The following is an 18745-nucleotide window of genomic DNA, read 5'->3' on the forward strand; positions in this document are numbered from 1 at the left end:
TGGCCGCAGCGGGAGGCGTTGGCCAGACCTAGACTGCTCGCATGAATTCGCCCGCAATCACGGCGGCGCTGCTGCGAGCGCTTTCCCTGGCCGAGCAGGCCATCGGCCTGACCGACCCCAACCCCCGCGTCGGCTGCGTCATCCTGGCTCCCGACGGCCGGGAACTCGGCGCGGGCCACACCCAGCCGGCTGGCCAGGCCCATGCCGAAGTGATGGCGTTGCGCGATGCAGCCGCGCGCGGCCACGATGTGCGCGGCGCGACCGCCGTTGTCACCCTCGAGCCCTGCTCCCACCATGGCCGAACGCCTCCCTGCTGCGATGCGCTGATTGCCGCCGGCATCGCGCGCGTCGTGGCTGCGGTCAAGGACCCCAACCCACAAGTCGCCGGCCAGGGCCTCGCGCGCCTGAAGGCTGCCGGCCTGCAGGTTGAACTGGCGGACCCGGCCATCGCCGAGGCGGCCAGCGAACTCAACATCGGCTTCTTCTCGCGCATGCAGCGCGGCAGGCCCTTCGTGCGCCTGAAGTCGGCCATCTCGCTCGACGGCCGCACCGCCCTGCCCGATGGCCGCAGCCAATGGATCACCGGCGAGGCCGCCCGCACCGACGGCCATGCCTGGCGCAAGCGCGCAGGCGCCGTGCTGACCGGCATCGGCACCGTGCTGGCCGACGACCCGCGCCTCGATGTGCGCCTGGTGCCGACTGCTCGTCAGCCGCTGCGCATCGTGCTGGACCCGCAAGGCCGCATGCCAGGCGGCGCCCGCATCCTGCAGCCCCCCGGAGAAGCCCGCGTCATCGGTCCCGGGCGAGCCGATCTGGCCGCGCTGCTGACCGAACTCGGCGCCCAAGGCATCAATGAACTGCACGTCGAAGCCGGTCCGACGCTTTCCGGGGCTTTCCTCGATGCCGGCCTGGTCGACGAGCTGCTGATCTACCAGGCGCCCATGCTGATCGGCGAAGGCCGCCCGCTCGCGGCGCTGAGCCCGCTGGCCGAACTCGGCGACGCGCGTCGCTGGCGCCTCATCGAAGCCACACCCATCGGCCCGGATCTGCGCTTGCGGCTGCGCCCCAAGTAACGCCCCACGCGGCACCAGCCGCTAGGGTCGCCACCTACAATCGCCGGCTATGCCCATCTCCCCCATTCCCGAGCTGGTGGCCGAGCTGGCTGCCGGCCGCATGGTCATCCTCGTCGACGAGGAAGACCGTGAGAACGAAGGCGATCTCGTGCTGGCGGCCGACCTCGTCACGCCCGAGGCCATCAACTTCATGGCCCGGTACGGCCGCGGCCTGATCTGCCTGACCCTGCCCCGCGAGCATTGCGAGCGCCTGCAGCTGCCGCCGATGACGCGGCGCAACGGCACCCAGCATGGCACCGCCTTCACGGTGTCCATCGAGGCCGCCACCGGCGTCACGACCGGCATCTCCGCCGCCGACCGTGCCCGCACCGTGCAGGCGGCCGTCGCGGCGGACGCCAAGGCCAGCGACCTCGTGCAACCCGGCCACATCTTCCCGTTGCAGGCCCACGACGGCGGCGTGCTGATGCGCGCCGGCCATACAGAGGCCGGCTGCGACCTGGCGCGCATGGCCGGCCTGTCGTCCACCTCGGTGATCTGCGAGATCATGAAGGACGACGGCACCATGGCTCGCCTGCCCGACCTCGAGATTTTTGCTGCCGAGCATGGCCTGAAGATCGGCACCATCGCCGACCTCATCGAACACCGCAGCCGCCACGAGAGCCTGATCCAGCGCGTTGCCGAGCGGCGCCTGAACACGGCCCAGGGCGAGTTCGACTGCCAGGTCTTCACCGACCGCACCGGCGGCACCCACCTGGCGCTCAGCCAAGGCCAGTGGACGCCCGACACCGAAGTCCTCGTGCGCGTGCACGAACCGCTGTCGGTCATGGACCTGCTGGAAGCCGGCCCCTGCGGCCACTCCTGGGGCCTGCCCGCCGCGCTGGCCGCCGTCAAGGCCAGCCCGGGCGGCGTGGTCGTGCTGCTGAATTGCGGCGAGGACGCCGCCGGCGTGCTGGCCCGCGTGCAGGCCTGCGAGCCGGCCCCCGCCACCAAGGGCGCGATGGACCTGCGCACCTATGGCGTCGGCGCCCAGATCCTGAAGGCCCTGGGCGTGCACCGCATGCGCCTGCTGGGCAGCCCGCGCCGCATGCCCAGCATGACCGGCTATGGCCTCGAAGTGACCGGCTTTACTGCGCCTCCCAACTGCTGAACCCGAAAGGCCCGCGATGCAAGATTCCGAACCAGGCCTGCCCAGCTTCGAGGGCGCTCTCGATGGCAGCGAGCTGACTATCGCCATCGTCCAGGCGCGCTTCAATGACGCCATCACCTCGACCCTGGCCAGCGCCTGCCTGGCCGAGCTGTCGGTGCTCGGCGTGCCGACCGAGGCCATCCGCCACGTCACCGTGCCGGGTGCGCTGGAAGTGCCACTGGCCCTGCAGGCCCTGGCCGAGAGCAATGACTTCGACGCGCTGATCGCCCTGGGCTGCATCATCCGCGGCGAGACCTACCACTTCGAGCTGGTGGCCAACGAGAGCGGCGCGGCCGTCACCCGCGTCGGCCTGGACCATGGCATCCCGATCGCCAACGCCATCCTGACCGTCGAGAACGAAGCCCAGGCCTGGGCCCGCGCCGAACCCAAGGGCCGCGACGCTGCCCGCGTCGCCGTCGAAATGGCCAATTTGCTGAAAGAGATCGAGTGAACGCCTCCACCCCCAAGACCGCCACGAAGACGGCCAACAAACCTGGCGTCAAGCGCGCTCCCGCCAAGTCCGCCCGCCGCCGCTCACGCGAGGCCGCCGTGCAAGGCCTCTACCAATGGCTGCTGACCGGCGAGGACATCGGCGCCATCACCGCCCTGGGCCGTGAGCAGGAAGGCTATGCCAAGCTCGACGTGAAGCACTACGACGCGCTGCTGGCTGGCTGCGTCAACGAAGCGGCTGATCTCGACGCCATCCTGTCGCGCCACGTCGACCGCAAGACCACCGAGCTCTCGCCCATTGAGCACGCGATCCTGATGATCGGCGCCTACGAGCTCAAGCACTGCGTCGACATCCCCTACCGGGTCGCCATCAACGAGGCGGTCGAGCTGGCCAAGTCCTTCGGCGGCACCGATGGGCACAAATATGTGAACGGCGTGCTGGACCGCGCGGCGGGCGACTTGCGCCCCGTCGAGGTCGCAGCCAAGCGTTGACGAAGCGCTGATGAAACTGGCCGCGCGGCTCGACCGCATCGAGCCCTTCTATGTGATGGAGCTGGCCAAGGCCGCGGCCCGGGTCGCGGCCGGGCCATTGTGCGATCCGGCGCTGGGCGGCCGGCACATGATCCGCCTCAATGTCGGCGAGCCCGATTTCGGCGCTGCGCCTGCCGTCCGTGAGGCGGTCACCCGCGTGGCCCAGGGCCCGACGCCCTACACCGATGCCCTCGGTCTGCCCGCATTGCGCGAAGGCATCTCGCGCTGGTACGGCCAGCGCTTCGGCCTCGCCATCGCGCCCGAACGCATTGCCATCACAGCCGGCGCGTCGGCCGGCCTGCAGCTCGCCTGCCTGGCCCTCTTCGAGCGCGGCGACGAGGTGTTGATGCCCGACCCCTGCTACCCCTGCAATCGCCACTTCGTGACGGCTGCGGACGCCACGCCGCGGCTGCTGCCGACCGGCGCCGCGGAGCGCTTCCAGCTCGGAGCGCAGCAGGTCCGCGACGCGTGGACACCGGCGACCCGTGGCGTGCTGCTGGCCTCGCCGAGCAACCCGACCGGCACGTCCATTGCGCCCGAGGTGCTGGCCGACATCGCCGGCTTCGTGCGTGAGCGCGGTGGCGTCACGGTGGTTGACGAGATCTACCTGCCGCTCAGCTACGAGGAGCACTTCGGCCACAGCGCGCTTGCACTGGGCGAGGACATCATCTCGGTCAACAGCTTTTCCAAGTACTTCGGCATGACGGGCTGGCGCCTGGGCTGGCTGGTGTTGCCCCCTGATCTCGTGCCCGCCATCGAGCGGCTGGCGCAGAACCTCTATATCTGCCCGTCCACGCTGTCGCAGATGGCGGCGCTGGCGGCCTTCGAGCCCGCCTCCATCGCCGAGTTCGAACGCCGCCGTGCGGTACTGCGCGAGCGCCGCGACTACATCGTGCCCGCGCTCAACGCCCTGGGCTTGAATGTGCCAGTGCCCCCGGACGGCGCCTTCTACGCCTGGATGGATGTCAGCCGCCATCACGCCGACAGCTGGGCCTTCGCCCACGAACTGCTGCAAAGCGCCCAGGTCGCGCTGACGCCGGGCCGCGACTTCGGCCTGACCGATCCGCAGCGCTGGATGCGCCTTTCCTTCGCGTCGTCGATGGAAGACCTGCAGGAAGCCGTGCATCGTCTGCGCGAGGTGATTGGATGAACTTCGAATTTCCAGTTCGCGTGTACTGGGAAGACACCGACGCCGGCGGCATCGTCTTCTATGCCAACTACCTGAAGTTCTTCGAGCGCGCTCGCACCGAGTGGCTGCGTGCGGCGGGCGTCGAGCAGCACCAGCTGCGCGAGGACACCGGCCTCATCTTCGTCGTCGCCGCTACCAGCCTGCGCTACGCCGCGCCGGCCAAGCTGGATGATCTGCTGACCATCACTGTCGAACCTGAGCCCGCGGGCCGCGCCAGCCTCGTGGTTCGCCAGCGCGCGCTGCGCGCTAACACGCTGCTGTGCGAAGGCGAGATCCGCATCGGCTGCGTGCGCGCCAGCGACCTGAAACCCCAACGCCTGCCCGACTCTGTCGTGGCAGCGATCACCGCATGAACCAAGACCTGTCCATCGTCTCCCTGATCCTGCACGCCAGCTTCGCGGTGCAGCTCGTCATCGCGGGCCTGCTGCTCGTGTCGCTGGCGAGCTGGAGCGTCATCTTCGGCAAGCTGATCGGCCTGGGCCAGATCAAGCGCCGCAACGATGCCTTCGAGGCCGAGTTCTGGAGCGGCAAGAACCTCAACGACCTCTATCAGTCGGTCGGCAACCGTGCGGACGCCGCACCTCTGGAGCGCATCTTCGCCTCCGGCATGCGCGAGTTCCTGAAGTTGCGTGAGAAGCGCGTGACCGATGCCGGCGCCCTGCTCGACGCAGCCCGCCGCGCGATGCGCGCGAGCTTCCATCGCGAGCTGGACGCGATGGAGCACAACCTGTCCTTCCTCGCGTCGGTGGGCTCGGTCTCCCCGTATGTCGGCCTGTTCGGCACCATCTGGGGAATCATGCACGCCTTCGTCGGCTTGTCGAATCTGACGCAGGTGACGCTGGCCACGGTCGCGCCGGGCATTGCCGAAGCGCTGGTCGCCACGGCCATCGGCTTGTTCGCCGCCATTCCCGCCGTGCTGGCCTACAACCGCTTCGCGCGCCAGATCGACCGCAGCGCAATCACGCTGGAGACCTTCATCGAGGAGTTCTCCAACATCCTGCAGCGCAATTCCACCGCTCACAGCTGATGGCCTCCATCTCCTCCCGTGGCGGCCGTCGGCGGCGCACGATGAACGAGATCAACATGGTCCCGTTCATCGACGTGATGCTGGTGCTGCTCATCATCTTCATGGTCAGCGCGCCGCTGATCACGACTGGCCTCGTGGACCTGCCCAGCGTGGGCAAGAGCCGCCAGCAGCCCGAGCATGTCATCCAGATCATCGTCGGCACCGACGAGAAGCTGAAGATCAAGGTCGACCAGCTCGAGCCCGAATCGATTCCCGCGAACCGCCTGGCCGAGCGCGTCAAGAAGGCGCAGGGCAAGGATGCGACCAGCCCCGTAGTCATCTCCGCCGACAAGAACGTCAAGTACGAGGCCGTCGTGCAGGTCATGGACGCGCTGCAGCGCGCCGGCATCCAGCGCGTGGGCCTGGCTGTGAAGAGCGGCGCCTCCTCCTCCAAGTGAGATGACGAGCGCGACCTTACGCCCCCCCGAGGCCGCGGGCCTCGGCCGCGGCATGACCCTGGCGCTGATCGCCCATGGCCTGCTGATCCTCGCGCTCAGCTATGGCCTGAACTGGCACAGCGATTCATCGCCCGCTTTCGAGGCCGAGCTGTGGTCGGCGGTGCCCCAGGTGGCCGCGCCGCGCGAGGAAGCGCCGCCCGAGCCCGAACCCGAAGCGCCCAAGCCCGACACCCGCGCCCAGCAGCGAGCAGCCGAAGAGGCCGCCGCCGAGCAGCGTGAGGCCGAGATCGCCATCGCCAAGGAGAAGAAGCGCAAGGAGGAAAAGGCCCGCGACGAGGCTGCCAAGGTCGAGCGCGACAAAGCCGCCCAGGAGAAGCTGGCCAAGGACAAGCTCGCCAAAGAGAAAGCGGACAAGGAAGAGCAGGACCGCAAGAAGGCCAAGGACACCAAGGCGGCCAAGGACGCGAAAGAGGCGAAAGACACCAAGGAGGCCGATGCCCGGCGCGAAGCGCTGCGTCAGGAAAACCTGCGCCGCATCCAGGGCATGGCCGGTGGCACGCCCGGCTCCACCGGCGCCGCGGCCCAGAACTCGGCGCCGTCCGCGGGATATGCCGGCCGCATCAAGGGCAAGATCCGCCCCCTCATCATCTACCCGGACGATGGCGTCGCGAACCCGACCGCCGAGGTGCAGGTGACGCTGGGCCCCGACGGCCGCATTCTTGGCAGCAAGGTGCTCAAGGCCAGTCCCGACCCCGACTGGGATCGTGCCGTGCTGCGCGCCATCGAGAAGGCCGAGACCCTGCCGCGCGACATCGACGGCCGCGTGCCACCAGTGCTGATCCTCACCTTCCGCCCGCGCGAATAGTCCTGACGGCCCGAGGCTTCAAAGCTCCAAGGAGATCGGCCGCCCCGGCAGCACCCGGTGCAACTCGTCGGCCAATGCCTGAAGGTCCATGGGTTTGCTGAGGTAGCCATCCATACCGGCTTTCAGGCAGGCATTGCGCCGCAGATCCGTGTCGCCGGCAGTGGCGGCAATGATGGGGAAAGGCGGCAAGTTGCCGACGCGCTGCAAGGACCTCAGATGCTCGCTGGCTTCCAGCCCGTCCATGACCGGCATGTCCACGTCCATCAGCACCATGTCCGGCGGCTCGTCGCAGCAGGAGTCGAGTGCCTCGATGCCGTCGCCGGCCACCACCACTTCGTAGCCCAAGGCCTCGAGCTGGCCCCGCGCGACGATCTGGTTCACGACGTTGTCGTCCACGACGAGCACACGGCGGCTCTCCTGCACGTACAGCGGCGTGGGCGACGTCAGCCGCGACAGGGCGGTTGAAGTCCGGGTATCGACATGCGCGGTGAAGCGCTCCAGTTCCAGCGGGCTGAGCGGGAGCACCCGGATGTCGACCGAGCACTGGCGCCGAAAGCGCAGCGTGTCGGAGCCAGAGACCACGGCGAGCACCGTCCACAGGCTGGGCAAGGCCTGGGCGATCTGTTCGAGCTGGGCCAGTTCCTGGCCGCTGTTCTCCGCGACGATCATCAACATCGGTGCCGCAGCAGCGGATATCGCCGCCGCGGCCTCCTCGATCCGCTCGAACGACACCACGTGCCAGCCCAGGTGCCGCAGCCTCGTCTCGACCGAGTCCAGCGCGCCGGGCGGAGGGCTGACCAGCCATGCCACCGAGCCGGTGGCGTTGGGTGAGTGCTCGAACACCACCTCTTCCGCGACAACTTCGCCGCTCAGTGAGATGACCAGGCCGTCAAGCCCCGCGTCGACGAACTGGACCGAGCCGGCGGTGGCCGGACAAGGCGCTTGCGCTCGCGCGACCAGCCCCTGGGCCACATCGGCATCCTCGGCAACCAACTGCAGGCGCTGCAGTACGCCCATGACATCGGACGGGCAATTCGCCCCAGTGCCGGCGGCGTGGATGACGATGCTGCTGCGGCCGAAGACTGGCGGCTCGACCACCGCGGTGAACATGACGAAACCCGACTCAAAGCAGTCGACGATGCCCAGCAATATCCGGTGGATGCCGGCACGCAGGTAGGGCCCCGGATCGTGAAGCTCGAGGCGCGGCCCGTGATAGTCGAAGTAGGTGACAAGCCCCTTCTTTCTGGCGTGGGGCAGCACGTCGCGCGCGCTCTGGGTGAACAGCTCTGAAAACTCCATCGGCGGACTCTTGCTAACTGTCCGCGAGACTAGGGCAAACCCAGCTGCCAGATGGTTTCCAATTGTGGCCGCTGCTTACACACGGATGCCTTGTGTCAATGCACGCGGCCAGCCGCCGGGTTCAGCACCATGCGATCGACGGACCAGCGCCCCGCGCCCCACAGCGCGATGGCCAGGGCCAGCATGCCCCACAGGATGTGCTGTGCCTCACCGGCGGCCGACAAGTCCTCCGCCGGCAGTGAAAGCGCCGCCATCAGGTTGACGACGAAGAGGCTCACACCGGCGAAGCGACCCGCCAGGCCGAGCACCAGCAGCACCGGGATCACCAGCTCGCCCGCGGTGCCCATATAGGCCGCGAGCGCCGGAGGCAGCAGTGGCACCTGGTAGTAGTCGTTGAACAAGGCCAGCGTGGACGACCAGTCGCGCAGCTTGACCAGGCCCGACATGAAGAAGACCTTGGCCACGTAGAGCCGCGCCGCCAGCAGCGCCAGCGACTGCAGATGGCTGACCAGCGTGTCCAGCGGCGCGGGCAGCCGGGTGGGTTGCAGGCCAGGGTCGGTGAAGGCGCGCAGCGCGTTGGAGATCAGAGCTTTCATGGTGTGGTGGTCCGGTTCGGTGGTGTAGCCCTGACTCCCTGCAGCCAGGCGTTGTGCAACGCGGCTTGCAGCCAGGCGGCGAAGTCGAAGTCGGTTTCACCGCCAGAACCTTTCACCGTGGCCGCCTCCAATGCCTCGGCAAGATTCACGGCGTCGATCAGGGCCTGCATGAAGACCGCATCAGCGGCCGACACGGGTTGCCATTTCCCGCGCCAACCGGCTCGCCAGACCACCACCGGGCCGTCGGACTGCGCCAGCACCGCCAGGCCTGGCCGCAATTGCAGCCAGAGCTTGTCGGGCGACGTGGTGCCGAGCAGGGCCAGCGAGTCGGCGTCCAACGACGCGTCCTGCGCGCGTTCGGCCCGGTGCAGTGCCCAGTCCAGGCGAGCGAGATCGGGCAAGCCCGAAGCCTCGCCGGCGCGCTCCAGCAGAAAGCCTTCGAGCGCCCCACCCCACTGCCCCAGGTCACCGCTCTCGGGCGGGTGGGCGCGCCAGAAGGTCCAGGCCAGCGACGCGAATTCGTCCTCGCCGAGTTCCTCGCGCAAGCGCACAAAGGGCACGGCCAGGGCTTGGGCCGACAGCGCCCGCAGGTTGTTGCGATAGGCCGCCAGGCCGCGCTCGCTGCCAGTCAGGCCGGGCGGCGCCTCGCCGCGCCCCAGCAGCGCATCGACAAAGGCCTGCTGAGCGGCCTTCACGGGTGCAGCGCCCTCGCCCGCTGGCCTTCAGCCAGCAGCACCGCCAGATCGGGCACAGCGGTGTCCCACTCGATCAGCGTCGGCAGCGTGCCGAGCCGCTGCAGCGTGTGTTCGTAGACACGCCAGACCTCGTCACGCACGCGGCTGCCATGGTCATCGATGACGAGACCGTCCTCCTGCTCGCAGTGGCCGGCCAGATGGATCTCGCCGACGCTGCCGGGGCGGATCGCGTCAACCCAGCGCATGGCTTCACGTGCCGCGTCGTCCGGCGCCAGGCCGGCGTTGCGAGCGTTGACGAAGAGGTTGTTGACGTCCAGCAGCAGGCCGCAGCCGCTGCGCCGCGTCAGCTCGTTGAAGAACTCGGGCTCGGCCAGGGTGTCGCCGGCCCAGCCGACGTAGGCGCTGATGTTCTCGACCAGCATGGGCCGGCCCAGGCGTTCCTGGACCTGCTGGACATGGGTCGCCATCAGCGCGAGGGATTCGTCGGTGAAGGGGATGGGCAGCAGGTCTGCCGCATGCAGGCCCGTGCCCACGCGGGCAAAGCAGGCGTGGTCGGACACCCACCGCGGCTGCACGCGCCGTGCAAGGCGAGCGAGCCGCTCCAGGTGAGCATCGTCCAGCCCCGCCGCCGAGCCCAGTGCCAGGCCCACGCCGTGCAGGCTGACGTCATAGGCCGCGCGGCCCGCCTCCAGCACGGCCAGCGTGATGCCGCCGTCGGCAAAGAAGTTCTCTGAATGGACTTCGATGAAGCCGAGTGCGGGACGCTCGGCCAGCAAGGTCTCGTAGTGCGGCTGGCGCCAGCCGATGCCCACGCAGGGCGAGGCTGGCGCCGCGGTCATGGCGGTCAAGCCCTCACTTCTTGGCGGGCGCCTTGGTCGAGCCACCTTCCTTCTCGCACGTGCCCTTGGCGACGTACTTCCACTCATTGGCGTCCTTGTCGGCCTTGGACTGGCCGGCGCAGGAGTGACTGCCATTGGCGGTGGCGCAGTCGTTCTGGCCGGCCTTGGCGATGCCGTAGCACTTTTCCTTGGCGGCATCGGCGGCCTGGGCCTGGGCAACCATGCCCAGGGACAGGGCGGCGGCAAGGGCGGAGGACACGAGGGCTTGGTTCTTCATGAGACAGGTCTCCAAAAGGTTGGGGGGTAAAAGGCGGCCGATCATCCGGCGGCAAGAACGAAGTCGCAAGACGCTGCCAAGTCCTTACACTGCCGCCGCCATGACCGCTCCAACCGCCTCAGCGGACTACTGCCGCCAGATCGAAGCCCTGCGCCCGCCGCTGCTGAAGTACGCGCGCCTGCAGCTGCGCAACCCCGCCTGGGCCGAGGATGCCGTCTCTGAAACCCTGCTCGCGGCGCTGGAGAAGCCCCAGGCCTTCGCGGGCAACAGCCAGCTCAAGACCTGGCTGGTCGGCATCCTCAAGCACAAGCTCGTCGACCAGATCCGCAAGAACAGCCGCGAGCTGTCCACCACCTGCAGCAGCGAAGACGGCGAGGACCTTGACGATCTGCTGTTCGCCAGCGACGGCCACTGGCGCGAGACCCAGCACGACTGGGGCAACCCCGAGGATTCGCTGCGCCAGGTCGACTTCATGAGGGTGCTGGAGGCCTGCGTCGAGAAGCTGCCGGGCCAGCAGGGCCGCCTGTTCATGATGCGGGAGTGGCTGGAGCTGGAATCGGACGAGATCTGTAAGGAACTGGCGATCACGCCGACCAACTTGTGGGTCATGCTGCACCGGGCCCGGCTGAGGCTGCGGGACTGCCTGCAGGCCGGCTGGTTCGGCGGCGCGACCGCTGGAGGGGCGACTTGATCAAGCTGAAGATCACCTGCCGGGAGGCCACGCAGATCACGCTCAAGGCGGAAGATCGCAGCATGCCGCTGACCGAGCGGCTGTCGCTGCGCCTGCACCACCGCATCTGCACCAATTGCCGGCGCTTTTACCGCCAGGTCGAGCTGATGCGCCAGGCCAGCGCGCGCTGGCGGCACTACACCGAGGACTGATCAGGCCACCGGTGCGCCCTCGTCGGGCAGGGCCGATGCCAGCGCTTCGTCGCCCTCCAGTGCAATCGCAATCGCCAGCTTGATGGCATCGATCTGAGCCGCCAGGCCCATGCTGGGTACCGTCGGTTGGGTGCGAGCCGCCTGCTCGGGCAGGGCCGGCACATGGATGAAGCCGCTCTTCACGCCAAGGCCAACGAGCCGGTGCTGAAGTTCGAAAAACACCTGGTTGCAGACAAACGCCCCCGCGGTCAACGACAGCCCCACCGGATGGCCGGCCGCGCGCAGCCCGTTGCGAATGGCCTTGACGGGCAGCGTCGAGAAATAGGCCGGCGGCGCGTCCGCCCGCACCGGCACATCCTGCGGGCGCTCGCCGGCGTTGTCGGCGATGCGGGCGTCGATGAGATTGACGGCCAAGCGTTCGATGGAAATCTCTGCCCGGCCGCTCGCAAGGCCCAGTGCGATGACGAGCCCGGGCTTGTGCACGGACAGCGCTTCAGCCAAGACTCTGGGAGCGCCGCCAAAGGTCGTCGGCAGGCAACGCGCCTGCACCGTCGCTCCGGCAATGATCTGGCCATGCAGCGATCGGGCCACTTCCCAGGACGGATTGATGGCCTCGCCGCCAAAGGGCTCGAAACCGGTGAGCAGGATGTTCATGGCCCCAATTGTGTCGTTTCATGTCGAAGCCGGGCGAGCCCGCGGCCCGTCGGTCTGCGGCGTCAGCATGGCGTTTTTCGGGGCCAGCGCGAGCGCCGCAGCCCTCCATAATCATCGGCACACCTGCTGCCCAGCCCATGACCGACCCGTCCCAGCCCCTGCCCTGGCCCCATGGCGATGCCGACTCACCCGCTGCGGCAGGCCCGGCCTCCGGTTTTCTCTGGCCCAGCCCGCCCTATGCCGCCTACCCCCAGCCGCAGGTGCAGCGTGGGTCCGAGGCCTGCGAGATCCTGGGGCTGAACAACAGCCGCAGCATGGGCCAGCTGTTGCAACTCGATGCCAGCGACCGCATCGTGCAGATCAATGTGCCGCCAGCGCGCAACAGCATGCCGCTGAAGTTCAGCCAGTTCCGTGCCGTCAAGCTGCTGCGCACGCTGGAGGTGCCGCCGCGCGATGCCGGCGACCTGAATTCCCCGCTCAGCGTCGACCAGCGCCCGCGCACCGAGTTCCGCGTCGTCTTCACTGGCGGCGATGAGCTCAAGGGCGTGACCATCGGCCATCATCACGACAGCCTGGGCCTGTTCCTTTTCCCACCGCTGGCCGATGACGACGACTCCGTGCGCCGCGTCTTCGTGCCCCGCGAGGTGCTGGCGAATTTCGAGATCGGTGAGCGCCTGGGCGACCTGCTGCTGAAGGACAAACTCGTCACGCCCGAGCAGCTCAATGCCGCCGCTGTCGAGCAGAACGACCTGCGCCAGCGCCGCGTCGGCGACATCCTCGTCAACCAGCAGATCGTCACCGCCGAGCAACTGCTGCAGGCCATCGAGCAGCAGGCCAAGATGCCGATGGTGCGCATCGGCGAGGCGCTGCTGGCGCTGGAGCTGGTCACGCCCGAGCAGCTCGAGGTGGCGCTGGTTCAGCAGCGTGATGACCGCTCCGTGCCGCTGGGCGAGCTGCTGGTGCGCAAGGGCGTCATCAGCCGCGCGCAGCTGCAGTCGGCACTGGCGCGCAAGATGGGCTACCCGGTGGTCGATGTCGAGAACTTCGCCATCGAGCCTGACGCCGTGCGCAAGCTGCCGCACGCGGTGGCCAAGCGTCTGGAGGTGCTGCCCCTGCTGCTGCGCGACGGCCGCCTTGTCGTGGCCATGGAAGACCCGACGCGGCGTGACGCCCTCGACGAGGTTGAGTTCATCACCCAGCTCAAGGTCGTGCCGACGCTGACCAAGCTCGGCACCCTGCAGTTCGCCATTCCGCTGGCTTTCGACCGCTATGGCGGCGAGGCCCTGCCGCGCGGCAGCGCCGTCGACCCCCTGCCCGACTTCCAGCCCGACTTCACGCTGGACAACTCCAACAAGCTCATCGAGAGCCTGGAGCGCGACAGCAGCGAGCGCAGCGCCAGGGAAGAGGAGTCGCCCATCGAGCAGAGCGACAACTCGCTCGTGCGCCTGATCAACTCGATGATCATCGAGGCGCACAACCAGGGCGTGTCCGACATCCACATCGAGACCTACCCGGGTAAGGAAAAACTCAAGATCCGTTTCCGCCGCGACGGCGTGCTGCAGCCCTATCTGGAGCTGCCCCCCACCTACCGCAACGCGATGATCGCGCGCATCAAGATCATGTGCGACCTCGACATCTCCGAGCGCCGCAAGCCCCAGGACGGCAAGATCAACTTCGCCAAGTACTCGCCCCAGCACCGGCTGGAGCTGCGCGTGGCAACCATCCCGACCAACAACGGCCTGGAAGACGTCGTCATGCGCCTGCTGGCCAGCAGCAAGCCCATGCCGCTGGACCGCATCGGCCTGTCGCCGGCCAACCTCGCCGCTCTGCAGACCGCCGTCGCCCGCCCATATGGCTTGGTGCTCTGCGTCGGCCCGACCGGCTCCGGCAAGACGACGACGCTGCATTCGGCGCTCAGCCACATCAACACCGCCGAGCGCAAAATCTGGACCGCCGAGGACCCCATCGAAATCACCCAGGCCGGCCTGCGTCAGGTCCAGGTGAACGCCAAGATCGACTGGACCTTCGCCAAGGCCCTGCGCGCCTTCCTGCGCGCCGACCCCGACGTCATCATGGTCGGTGAGATCCGTGACCAGGAAACCGCCGAGATCGCCGTCGAGGCCTCGCTGACCGGCCACTTGGTGCTCTCCACGCTGCACACCAACAGCGCGCCCGAGACCATCACGCGGCTGCTGGACATGGGCATGGACCCCTTCAACTTCGCCGACTCGCTCTTGGCCGTGCTGGCTCAGCGGCTGGTGCGGCGCAGCTGCACCGCCTGCCGCACCAGCGAGCCCATGCTGGAGGCCGAGCTGCAGGAACTGCTGGACGACTATCTGCACGTCTTCCCGGCCGAGGGACGGCCCAGCAAGCTCGCGCTGATGTCGGAATGGATCAAGTCCTACGGCCAGGGCGGCCGGCTGATGAAGCACCACAGCCCCGGCTGCACGGCCTGCGGCGGCAGTGGTTACAAGGGGCGCGCCGGCCTGCATGAGCTGCTGACTGTGTCCAAAGACATACGGCGCATGATCCAGACCGGGGCCCGCGCCGAGGAACTACATCACGGCGGCCTCGCCGAAGGCATGCGCTCGCTGCGCCAGGACGGCATCATCAAGGTCTTGCAGGGCATCACCACCCTCGCCGAGGTTCACGCGACCAGCAACGCATGAGCTTTCTCAACACAGCCACAGAGGCACGGAGACACAGAGCAATGAAGGCTTGGGCTGTTTCTCCGTGCCTCCGTGCCTCTGTGGCTGTGCTCCATTCCTGACCCCCATGGCCGAAACAACCGATACCGCAGCAGCAGCACCCCGCCCCAAACTGCGTCTCGGTGACGTCCTCGTCGAGCAGCAGCTGATCTCAGCGGAGCAGCTCGGCCAGGCGCTGGAGCTGCAGCGCGCCACCGGCAAGAAGCTGGGCCGCATCCTCATCGAGGCCAACCTCATCACCGAGGAGGCCCTGGCCCATGTGCTGGCCCGCCAGCTGCGCGCGCCCTTCGTCAACCTCAAGACCTTCCCGCTCAAGACCGACCTGGTGCGCCTGCTGCCCGAGACGCCGGCGCGGCGCTTTCGCGCCCTGGTGCTGGAGGAGCGTGGCGACACCCTGCTGGTCGCCATGGCCGACCCGCTGGACCTGTTCGGCTTCGACGAGCTGGCCAAGATCCTGAAGCGCCGCCTGGCCATGGCCGTGGTAGCGGAAAGCCAGCTGCCGGCCGTCTTCGACAAGCATTACCGCCGCAGCGACGAGATCTCCGGCCTGGCCAAGGCGCTGGAGAAGGACATCGGCGACGCCGTGGACTTCGGCGCCCTGCAGGCCAGCGTCGGCCAGGAAGGCGCACCGGTCGTGCGCCTGCTGCAGTCGGTGTTCGAGGACGCGACCCGCGCCGGCGCCTCCGACGTGCACATCGAGCCCCAGGAAGGCGAGCTGCTGATCCGTAACCGCGTCGACGGCCTGATGCAGACGCTCACGCAAGCCGACAAGCGCATCGCACCCGCGCTGGCGCAGCGCCTGAAGCTGATGGCGGGCCTGGACATCTCCGAGAAGCGCCTGCCGCAGGACGGCCGCTTCACGCTGCGCCTGAGTGACCGCACGCTGGACGTGCGCCTGTCCACCATGCCCAGCCAGTACGGCGAATCCGTCGTCATGCGCCTGCTCGGCCAGGGCTCGGCCCTGCGCCGCCTGGGCGACATCGGCATGCCCGACGACATGCTCAAGCGTTTTCGCGAGCTGCTCGGGCGCGACTCCGGCATGTTGCTCGTCACCGGCCCGACCGGTTCCGGCAAGACCTCGACGCTGTATGCCGCGCTCGCCGAGCTGGACTCGGAGAAGCTCAAGATCATCACGGCCGAAGATCCCATCGAATACCGTCTCCCGGGCCTGACCCAGGTGCAGGTCAACGACAAGATCGAGCTCGATTTCGCCAAGGTGCTGCGCGCCGCGCTGCGCCAGGACCCCGACGTCATTCTGGTGGGCGAAATGCGCGATGCCGAGACGGCGGAGATCGGCCTGCGCGCGGCCATCACGGGCCATCTGCTGCTGTCCACGCTGCACACCAAGGACACCGTCTCCACGCCCTTTCGCCTGCTCGACATGGGCGCGCCGCCCTTCATGGTGGCCACCTCCCTGCAGGCCGTGCTGGCCCAGCGCCTGCTGCGCGGCGTTTGCAAGCATTGCGCCGAGCCGCATCTGGCCTCGCCGCAGGAGCAGGCCTGGATCAACGAGGTGATGGCCATGAACGGCGAGGCGCCCGGCCCGCTGAAGAGCGTCGCCGGCCGCGGCTGCGCCGAGTGCAACGGCACCGGCTACCAGGGCCGGCGCGGCATCTACGAAATGCTGGAGATGGACCCCGACATGGCCCTGGCCATCCAGAACAGCGATGCCGGCGCCTTCCTTGCGGCCGCTCGCAAATCGCTCAAGGGCAAGACCTTGGCCGACCGCAGCATGGACCTGGTGCGCGAGGGCAAGACCTCGCTGGCCGAGGCCGTACGCGTCAGCGTGAATGCTGAATGAGCAATTTTTCGTTCAAGGGCCGCAACGGCCGCGGTGAGCTGGTTGAAGGCATCGTCGATGCCATCAACAGCGACGCCGTGGCTGCCCAGCTGATGGCTGGCGGCGTCGTGCCCGTCAGCATCGAGGCGACCACCGAGGCCGTCAGCGTGGCGGGCGGCGGCAACTGGCTCGAGGCCCTGCTCGCCAAGCCCATCACGCAGGAGGATGCCCTGGTGCTGACGCGTCAGATGTACACCCTGCAAAAGGCCGGCGTGCCCATCCTGCGCGCGCTGGCAGGGCTGGAGGCCTCCACCAGCCACCCCGGCATCATCGCCCTGCTGCAGGACGTGCGCGCCAGCCTGGACCAGGGTCGCGAGCTGGGCACCGCCTTCGCGCGCCACCCGGCCGTGTTCAGCAGCTTCTACGTCGCCATGACCCGCGTCGGCGAGCTGACGGGCAAGCTGACCGAGGTCTTCCAGCGCCTGGCCGAGCACCTGGAGTTCGAGCTGGACATCCGCGCCCGCATCAAGCAGGCGCTGCGCTACCCCATCATGGTGATCGTCGCGATGGCCATCGCACTGATCGTCATCAACGTCTTCGTTTTACCGAAGTTCGCCGACGTCTTCTCCCACTTCAAGACCGAGCTGCCGCTGATGACGCGCATCCTGCTCGGCTTCTCGGGCTGGACGGTGAAGTGGTGGCCCCTGGTCGTGGCTGCTGGCATCGGCGCGGCCTTGGCCTGGCGCAACTGGATCGCCACACCCGGCGGCCGCTACACCTGGGACCGCTTCAAGCTGCGCCTGCCCATCGCCGGCAACATCGTGCTCAAGGCCACGCTGGCCCGCTTCGCGCGCAGCTTTGCGCTGGCCAGCAGCTCGGGCGTGCCCATCAGCCAGGCGCTGACCGTGGTCGCGCAGACCGTGGACAACGCCTACATCGGCGCCCGCATCGAGCAGATGCGCGACGGCGTCGAGCGCGGCGAAAGCATCTCTCGTTGCGCAACGGGCACCGGCGTCTTCACGCCCATCGTGCTGCAAATGATTGCGGTGGGCGAGGAGACGGGCGAGCTGGATACCCTGATGACCGAGATCGCGCAGATGTATGAGCGCGAGACCGATTTCGCCATCAAAGGCCTGTCCGCCGCCATCGAGCCCATCCTGCTGAGCATCATCGGCGGCATGGTGCTGGTGCTGGCCCTGGGTGTCTTCCTGCCACTGTGGAACCTGGGCCAGGCGGCCATGGGGCGTTGAAGCGACGGCCAGGGCGTGAAGCCTGCAACGGTTTGCAGGCCGGTGTGGACCCGTCATAAAACTCGTGCGCAATTCACTTCTCATCGCTGAGCCGCTGCCCGATAGTCCTGTCACCCCCCGGACCACAGCGCCCAGAGCGCAGGAAGGCACCCCATGAACAAGTCTGTGCAAGCTGGTTTCACCCTGATCGAACTGGTGATGGTCATCGTCATCCTCGGCGTGCTGTCGGCCGTCGCCCTGCCCAAGTTCGTCGCCGTTGATGACGACGCCAAGCAGGCGGCCGTCAACGGTTTTGCCGGCGCGCTGAGCTCGGCCTCGGCCATCAACTACGCCGGCCGCAAGGCCAACGGCAACAACGGCGTGGCCGTGACCAAGTGCTCCGACGTCATCGCAATGCTGCAAAGCCCGCTGCCCACCGGTTTCTCGGTCACGACGGACAGCACCGCTGCCGCCAACATCACCGTGAGCACTTGCGAGCTGACCGGTCACATCGACAAGAAGGCCACCTTCACCGTCACCGGCATCCTCTGATCCCATGACCCACGCCCCGCGCGCCGACGCGGGCTTCACGCTGATCGAGCTCATCCTCGTCATCGTGATCACAGCCGCCCTGGCGGTGTTCGCCCTCCCCAAGGTGGTGGACACGACGCTGTGGCGGCTGCGTTCTTTTGGCGATGACCTTCAGGGCCGCCACCAGGCCATGCTCAGGCTGGCCCTGCAGCAGCGCCGCCCCATCATCGAGACCATCAGCAGCACCGGCGTGAGCTGGGCCTACGGCAATGGCAGTGGCACCGCCATCGCGACGCTACCCTGCCCTGCGACCGAAAGCCCTTGCTTGTCCTCCAGCGGCACAGTGACCTTCAACAGCGGCAACAGCGGCGCGACGACGACCCACACGGGTGGCGCGCTGACCGTCACGGTCGCCTCCAGCAATTACAGCCAGGCCTACCGCATCGAGGCGGATACGGGCCTGATCTACGCGACTCCTTGAGGCTTGACCCATGAGG

Annotated in this window: 22 protein-coding genes; 16 read left to right on the top strand and 6 right to left on the bottom strand. The window is 68.0% G+C overall.

Annotated elements, in window-relative coordinates; all coding sequences use genetic code 11:
* Positions 1-41 precede the first annotated feature (41 nt).
* The 9 genes from ribD to tolA are packed head-to-tail and all read left to right on the top strand — an operon-like array spanning position 42 to position 6758.
* The gene (ribD, locus tag ACXJLH_RS02390; protein WP_457442359.1) at positions 42-1073 is read left to right on the top strand and encodes a bifunctional diaminohydroxyphosphoribosylaminopyrimidine deaminase/5-amino-6-(5-phosphoribosylamino)uracil reductase RibD; all 1032 of its coding nucleotides are present in this window, start codon (positions 42-44) and stop codon (positions 1071-1073) included.
* Between the two features lie 49 nt (positions 1074-1122).
* Positions 1123-2220, top strand: a complete 1098-nt coding sequence (gene ribBA, locus ACXJLH_RS02395) for a bifunctional 3,4-dihydroxy-2-butanone-4-phosphate synthase/GTP cyclohydrolase II (RefSeq protein ID WP_056202317.1) — start codon at positions 1123-1125, stop codon at positions 2218-2220.
* 16 nt (positions 2221-2236) lie between these two features.
* The gene (gene ribH / locus ACXJLH_RS02400) at positions 2237-2710 is read left to right on the top strand and encodes a 6,7-dimethyl-8-ribityllumazine synthase (RefSeq protein WP_056202314.1); all 474 of its coding nucleotides are present in this window, start codon (positions 2237-2239) and stop codon (positions 2708-2710) included.
* Positions 2707-3201, top strand: coding sequence for a transcription antitermination factor NusB (nusB, locus tag ACXJLH_RS02405; protein ID WP_056202311.1), 495 nt, complete (start codon positions 2707-2709; stop codon positions 3199-3201). The genes ribH and nusB overlap by 4 nt, the downstream gene beginning before the upstream one ends.
* Before the next feature lie 10 nt (positions 3202-3211).
* Entirely contained in the window at positions 3212-4390 is a 1179-nt protein-coding gene (locus tag ACXJLH_RS02410; RefSeq protein WP_457442360.1) for a pyridoxal phosphate-dependent aminotransferase, read from the top strand.
* Complete coding sequence (ybgC, locus tag ACXJLH_RS02415; RefSeq protein ID WP_457442361.1) at positions 4387-4782, top strand: tol-pal system-associated acyl-CoA thioesterase; 396 nt, start codon at positions 4387-4389, stop codon at positions 4780-4782. Before ACXJLH_RS02410 ends, ybgC begins: the two co-directional genes overlap by 4 nt.
* The gene (gene tolQ / locus ACXJLH_RS02420) at positions 4779-5456 is read left to right on the top strand and encodes a protein TolQ (RefSeq protein WP_056202298.1); all 678 of its coding nucleotides are present in this window, start codon (positions 4779-4781) and stop codon (positions 5454-5456) included. Before ybgC ends, tolQ begins: the two co-directional genes overlap by 4 nt.
* Complete coding sequence (gene tolR, locus ACXJLH_RS02425) at positions 5456-5893, top strand: protein TolR (RefSeq protein ID WP_457352685.1); 438 nt, start codon at positions 5456-5458, stop codon at positions 5891-5893. Before tolQ ends, tolR begins: the two co-directional genes overlap by 1 nt.
* Before the next feature lies 1 nt (position 5894).
* Positions 5895-6758, top strand: coding sequence for a cell envelope integrity protein TolA (gene tolA / locus ACXJLH_RS02430; protein ID WP_457352687.1), 864 nt, complete (start codon positions 5895-5897; stop codon positions 6756-6758).
* 18 nt (positions 6759-6776) lie between these two features.
* On the opposite strand, the gene ACXJLH_RS02435 is transcribed toward tolA, so the two are convergent.
* The 5 genes from ACXJLH_RS02435 to ACXJLH_RS02455 all read right to left on the bottom strand — a co-directional run bounded on the left by ACXJLH_RS02435 (position 6777) and on the right by ACXJLH_RS02455 (position 10464).
* A complete protein-coding gene (locus tag ACXJLH_RS02435) occupies positions 6777-8057 on the bottom strand; it encodes a response regulator (RefSeq protein ID WP_457442362.1) in 1281 nt (426 codons plus the stop codon).
* A gap of 95 nt (positions 8058-8152) precedes the next feature.
* A complete protein-coding gene (locus tag ACXJLH_RS02440) occupies positions 8153-8653 on the bottom strand; it encodes a DoxX family protein (RefSeq protein WP_457442363.1) in 501 nt (166 codons plus the stop codon).
* Positions 8650-9348: an HvfC/BufC family peptide modification chaperone gene (locus tag ACXJLH_RS02445; RefSeq protein ID WP_457442364.1), complete on the bottom strand. Its 699-nt coding sequence runs from the start codon at positions 9346-9348 to the stop codon at positions 8650-8652. Before ACXJLH_RS02445 ends, ACXJLH_RS02440 begins: the two co-directional genes overlap by 4 nt.
* Complete coding sequence (gene bufB / locus ACXJLH_RS02450; RefSeq protein ID WP_457442425.1) at positions 9345-10187, bottom strand: MNIO family bufferin maturase; 843 nt, start codon at positions 10185-10187, stop codon at positions 9345-9347. The genes ACXJLH_RS02445 and bufB overlap by 4 nt, the downstream gene beginning before the upstream one ends.
* Positions 10188-10200: 13 nt before the next feature.
* Positions 10201-10464 carry a BufA1 family periplasmic bufferin-type metallophore gene (locus tag ACXJLH_RS02455; protein ID WP_056202282.1) on the bottom strand — a complete coding sequence of 88 codons (264 nt, stop codon included), beginning with the start codon at positions 10462-10464 and terminating at the stop codon, positions 10201-10203.
* A 100-nt stretch (positions 10465-10564) separates the two neighbouring features.
* Between ACXJLH_RS02455 and ACXJLH_RS02460 the strand changes: the two genes are divergently transcribed.
* A complete protein-coding gene (locus ACXJLH_RS02460) occupies positions 10565-11155 on the top strand; it encodes a sigma-70 family RNA polymerase sigma factor (protein WP_057301160.1) in 591 nt (196 codons plus the stop codon).
* Positions 11152-11346, top strand: coding sequence for an anti-sigma factor family protein (locus ACXJLH_RS02465; RefSeq protein ID WP_082532926.1), 195 nt, complete (start codon positions 11152-11154; stop codon positions 11344-11346). Before ACXJLH_RS02460 ends, ACXJLH_RS02465 begins: the two co-directional genes overlap by 4 nt.
* Here ACXJLH_RS02465 and pcp read toward each other — a convergent pair whose 3' ends face one another.
* Entirely contained in the window at positions 11347-12000 is a 654-nt protein-coding gene (pcp, locus tag ACXJLH_RS02470; RefSeq protein ID WP_056202277.1) for a pyroglutamyl-peptidase I, read from the bottom strand.
* A 137-nt stretch (positions 12001-12137) separates the two neighbouring features.
* Here pcp and ACXJLH_RS02475 point away from each other — a divergent pair, with 137 nt between their 5' ends.
* From ACXJLH_RS02475 to ACXJLH_RS02495, 5 genes are all read left to right on the top strand, one after another.
* A complete protein-coding gene (locus tag ACXJLH_RS02475; RefSeq protein ID WP_457442365.1) occupies positions 12138-14669 on the top strand; it encodes an ATPase, T2SS/T4P/T4SS family in 2532 nt (843 codons plus the stop codon).
* Between the two features lie 106 nt (positions 14670-14775).
* Entirely contained in the window at positions 14776-16509 is a 1734-nt protein-coding gene (locus tag ACXJLH_RS02480) for a GspE/PulE family protein (protein WP_457442366.1), read from the top strand.
* On the top strand, positions 16506-17738 hold the full coding sequence (locus ACXJLH_RS02485) for a type II secretion system F family protein (RefSeq protein WP_457442367.1): 1233 nt from the start codon (positions 16506-16508) through the stop codon (positions 17736-17738). Before ACXJLH_RS02480 ends, ACXJLH_RS02485 begins: the two co-directional genes overlap by 4 nt.
* 153 nt (positions 17739-17891) lie before the next feature.
* On the top strand, positions 17892-18269 hold the full coding sequence (locus ACXJLH_RS02490; RefSeq protein WP_082532924.1) for a type II secretion system protein: 378 nt from the start codon (positions 17892-17894) through the stop codon (positions 18267-18269).
* A gap of 4 nt (positions 18270-18273) precedes the next feature.
* Positions 18274-18729, top strand: a complete 456-nt coding sequence (locus tag ACXJLH_RS02495; RefSeq protein WP_056202265.1) for a type II secretion system protein — start codon at positions 18274-18276, stop codon at positions 18727-18729.
* Positions 18730-18745: the final 16 nt, after the last annotated feature.

Source organism: Roseateles sp. P5_E4, assembly GCF_054049255.1.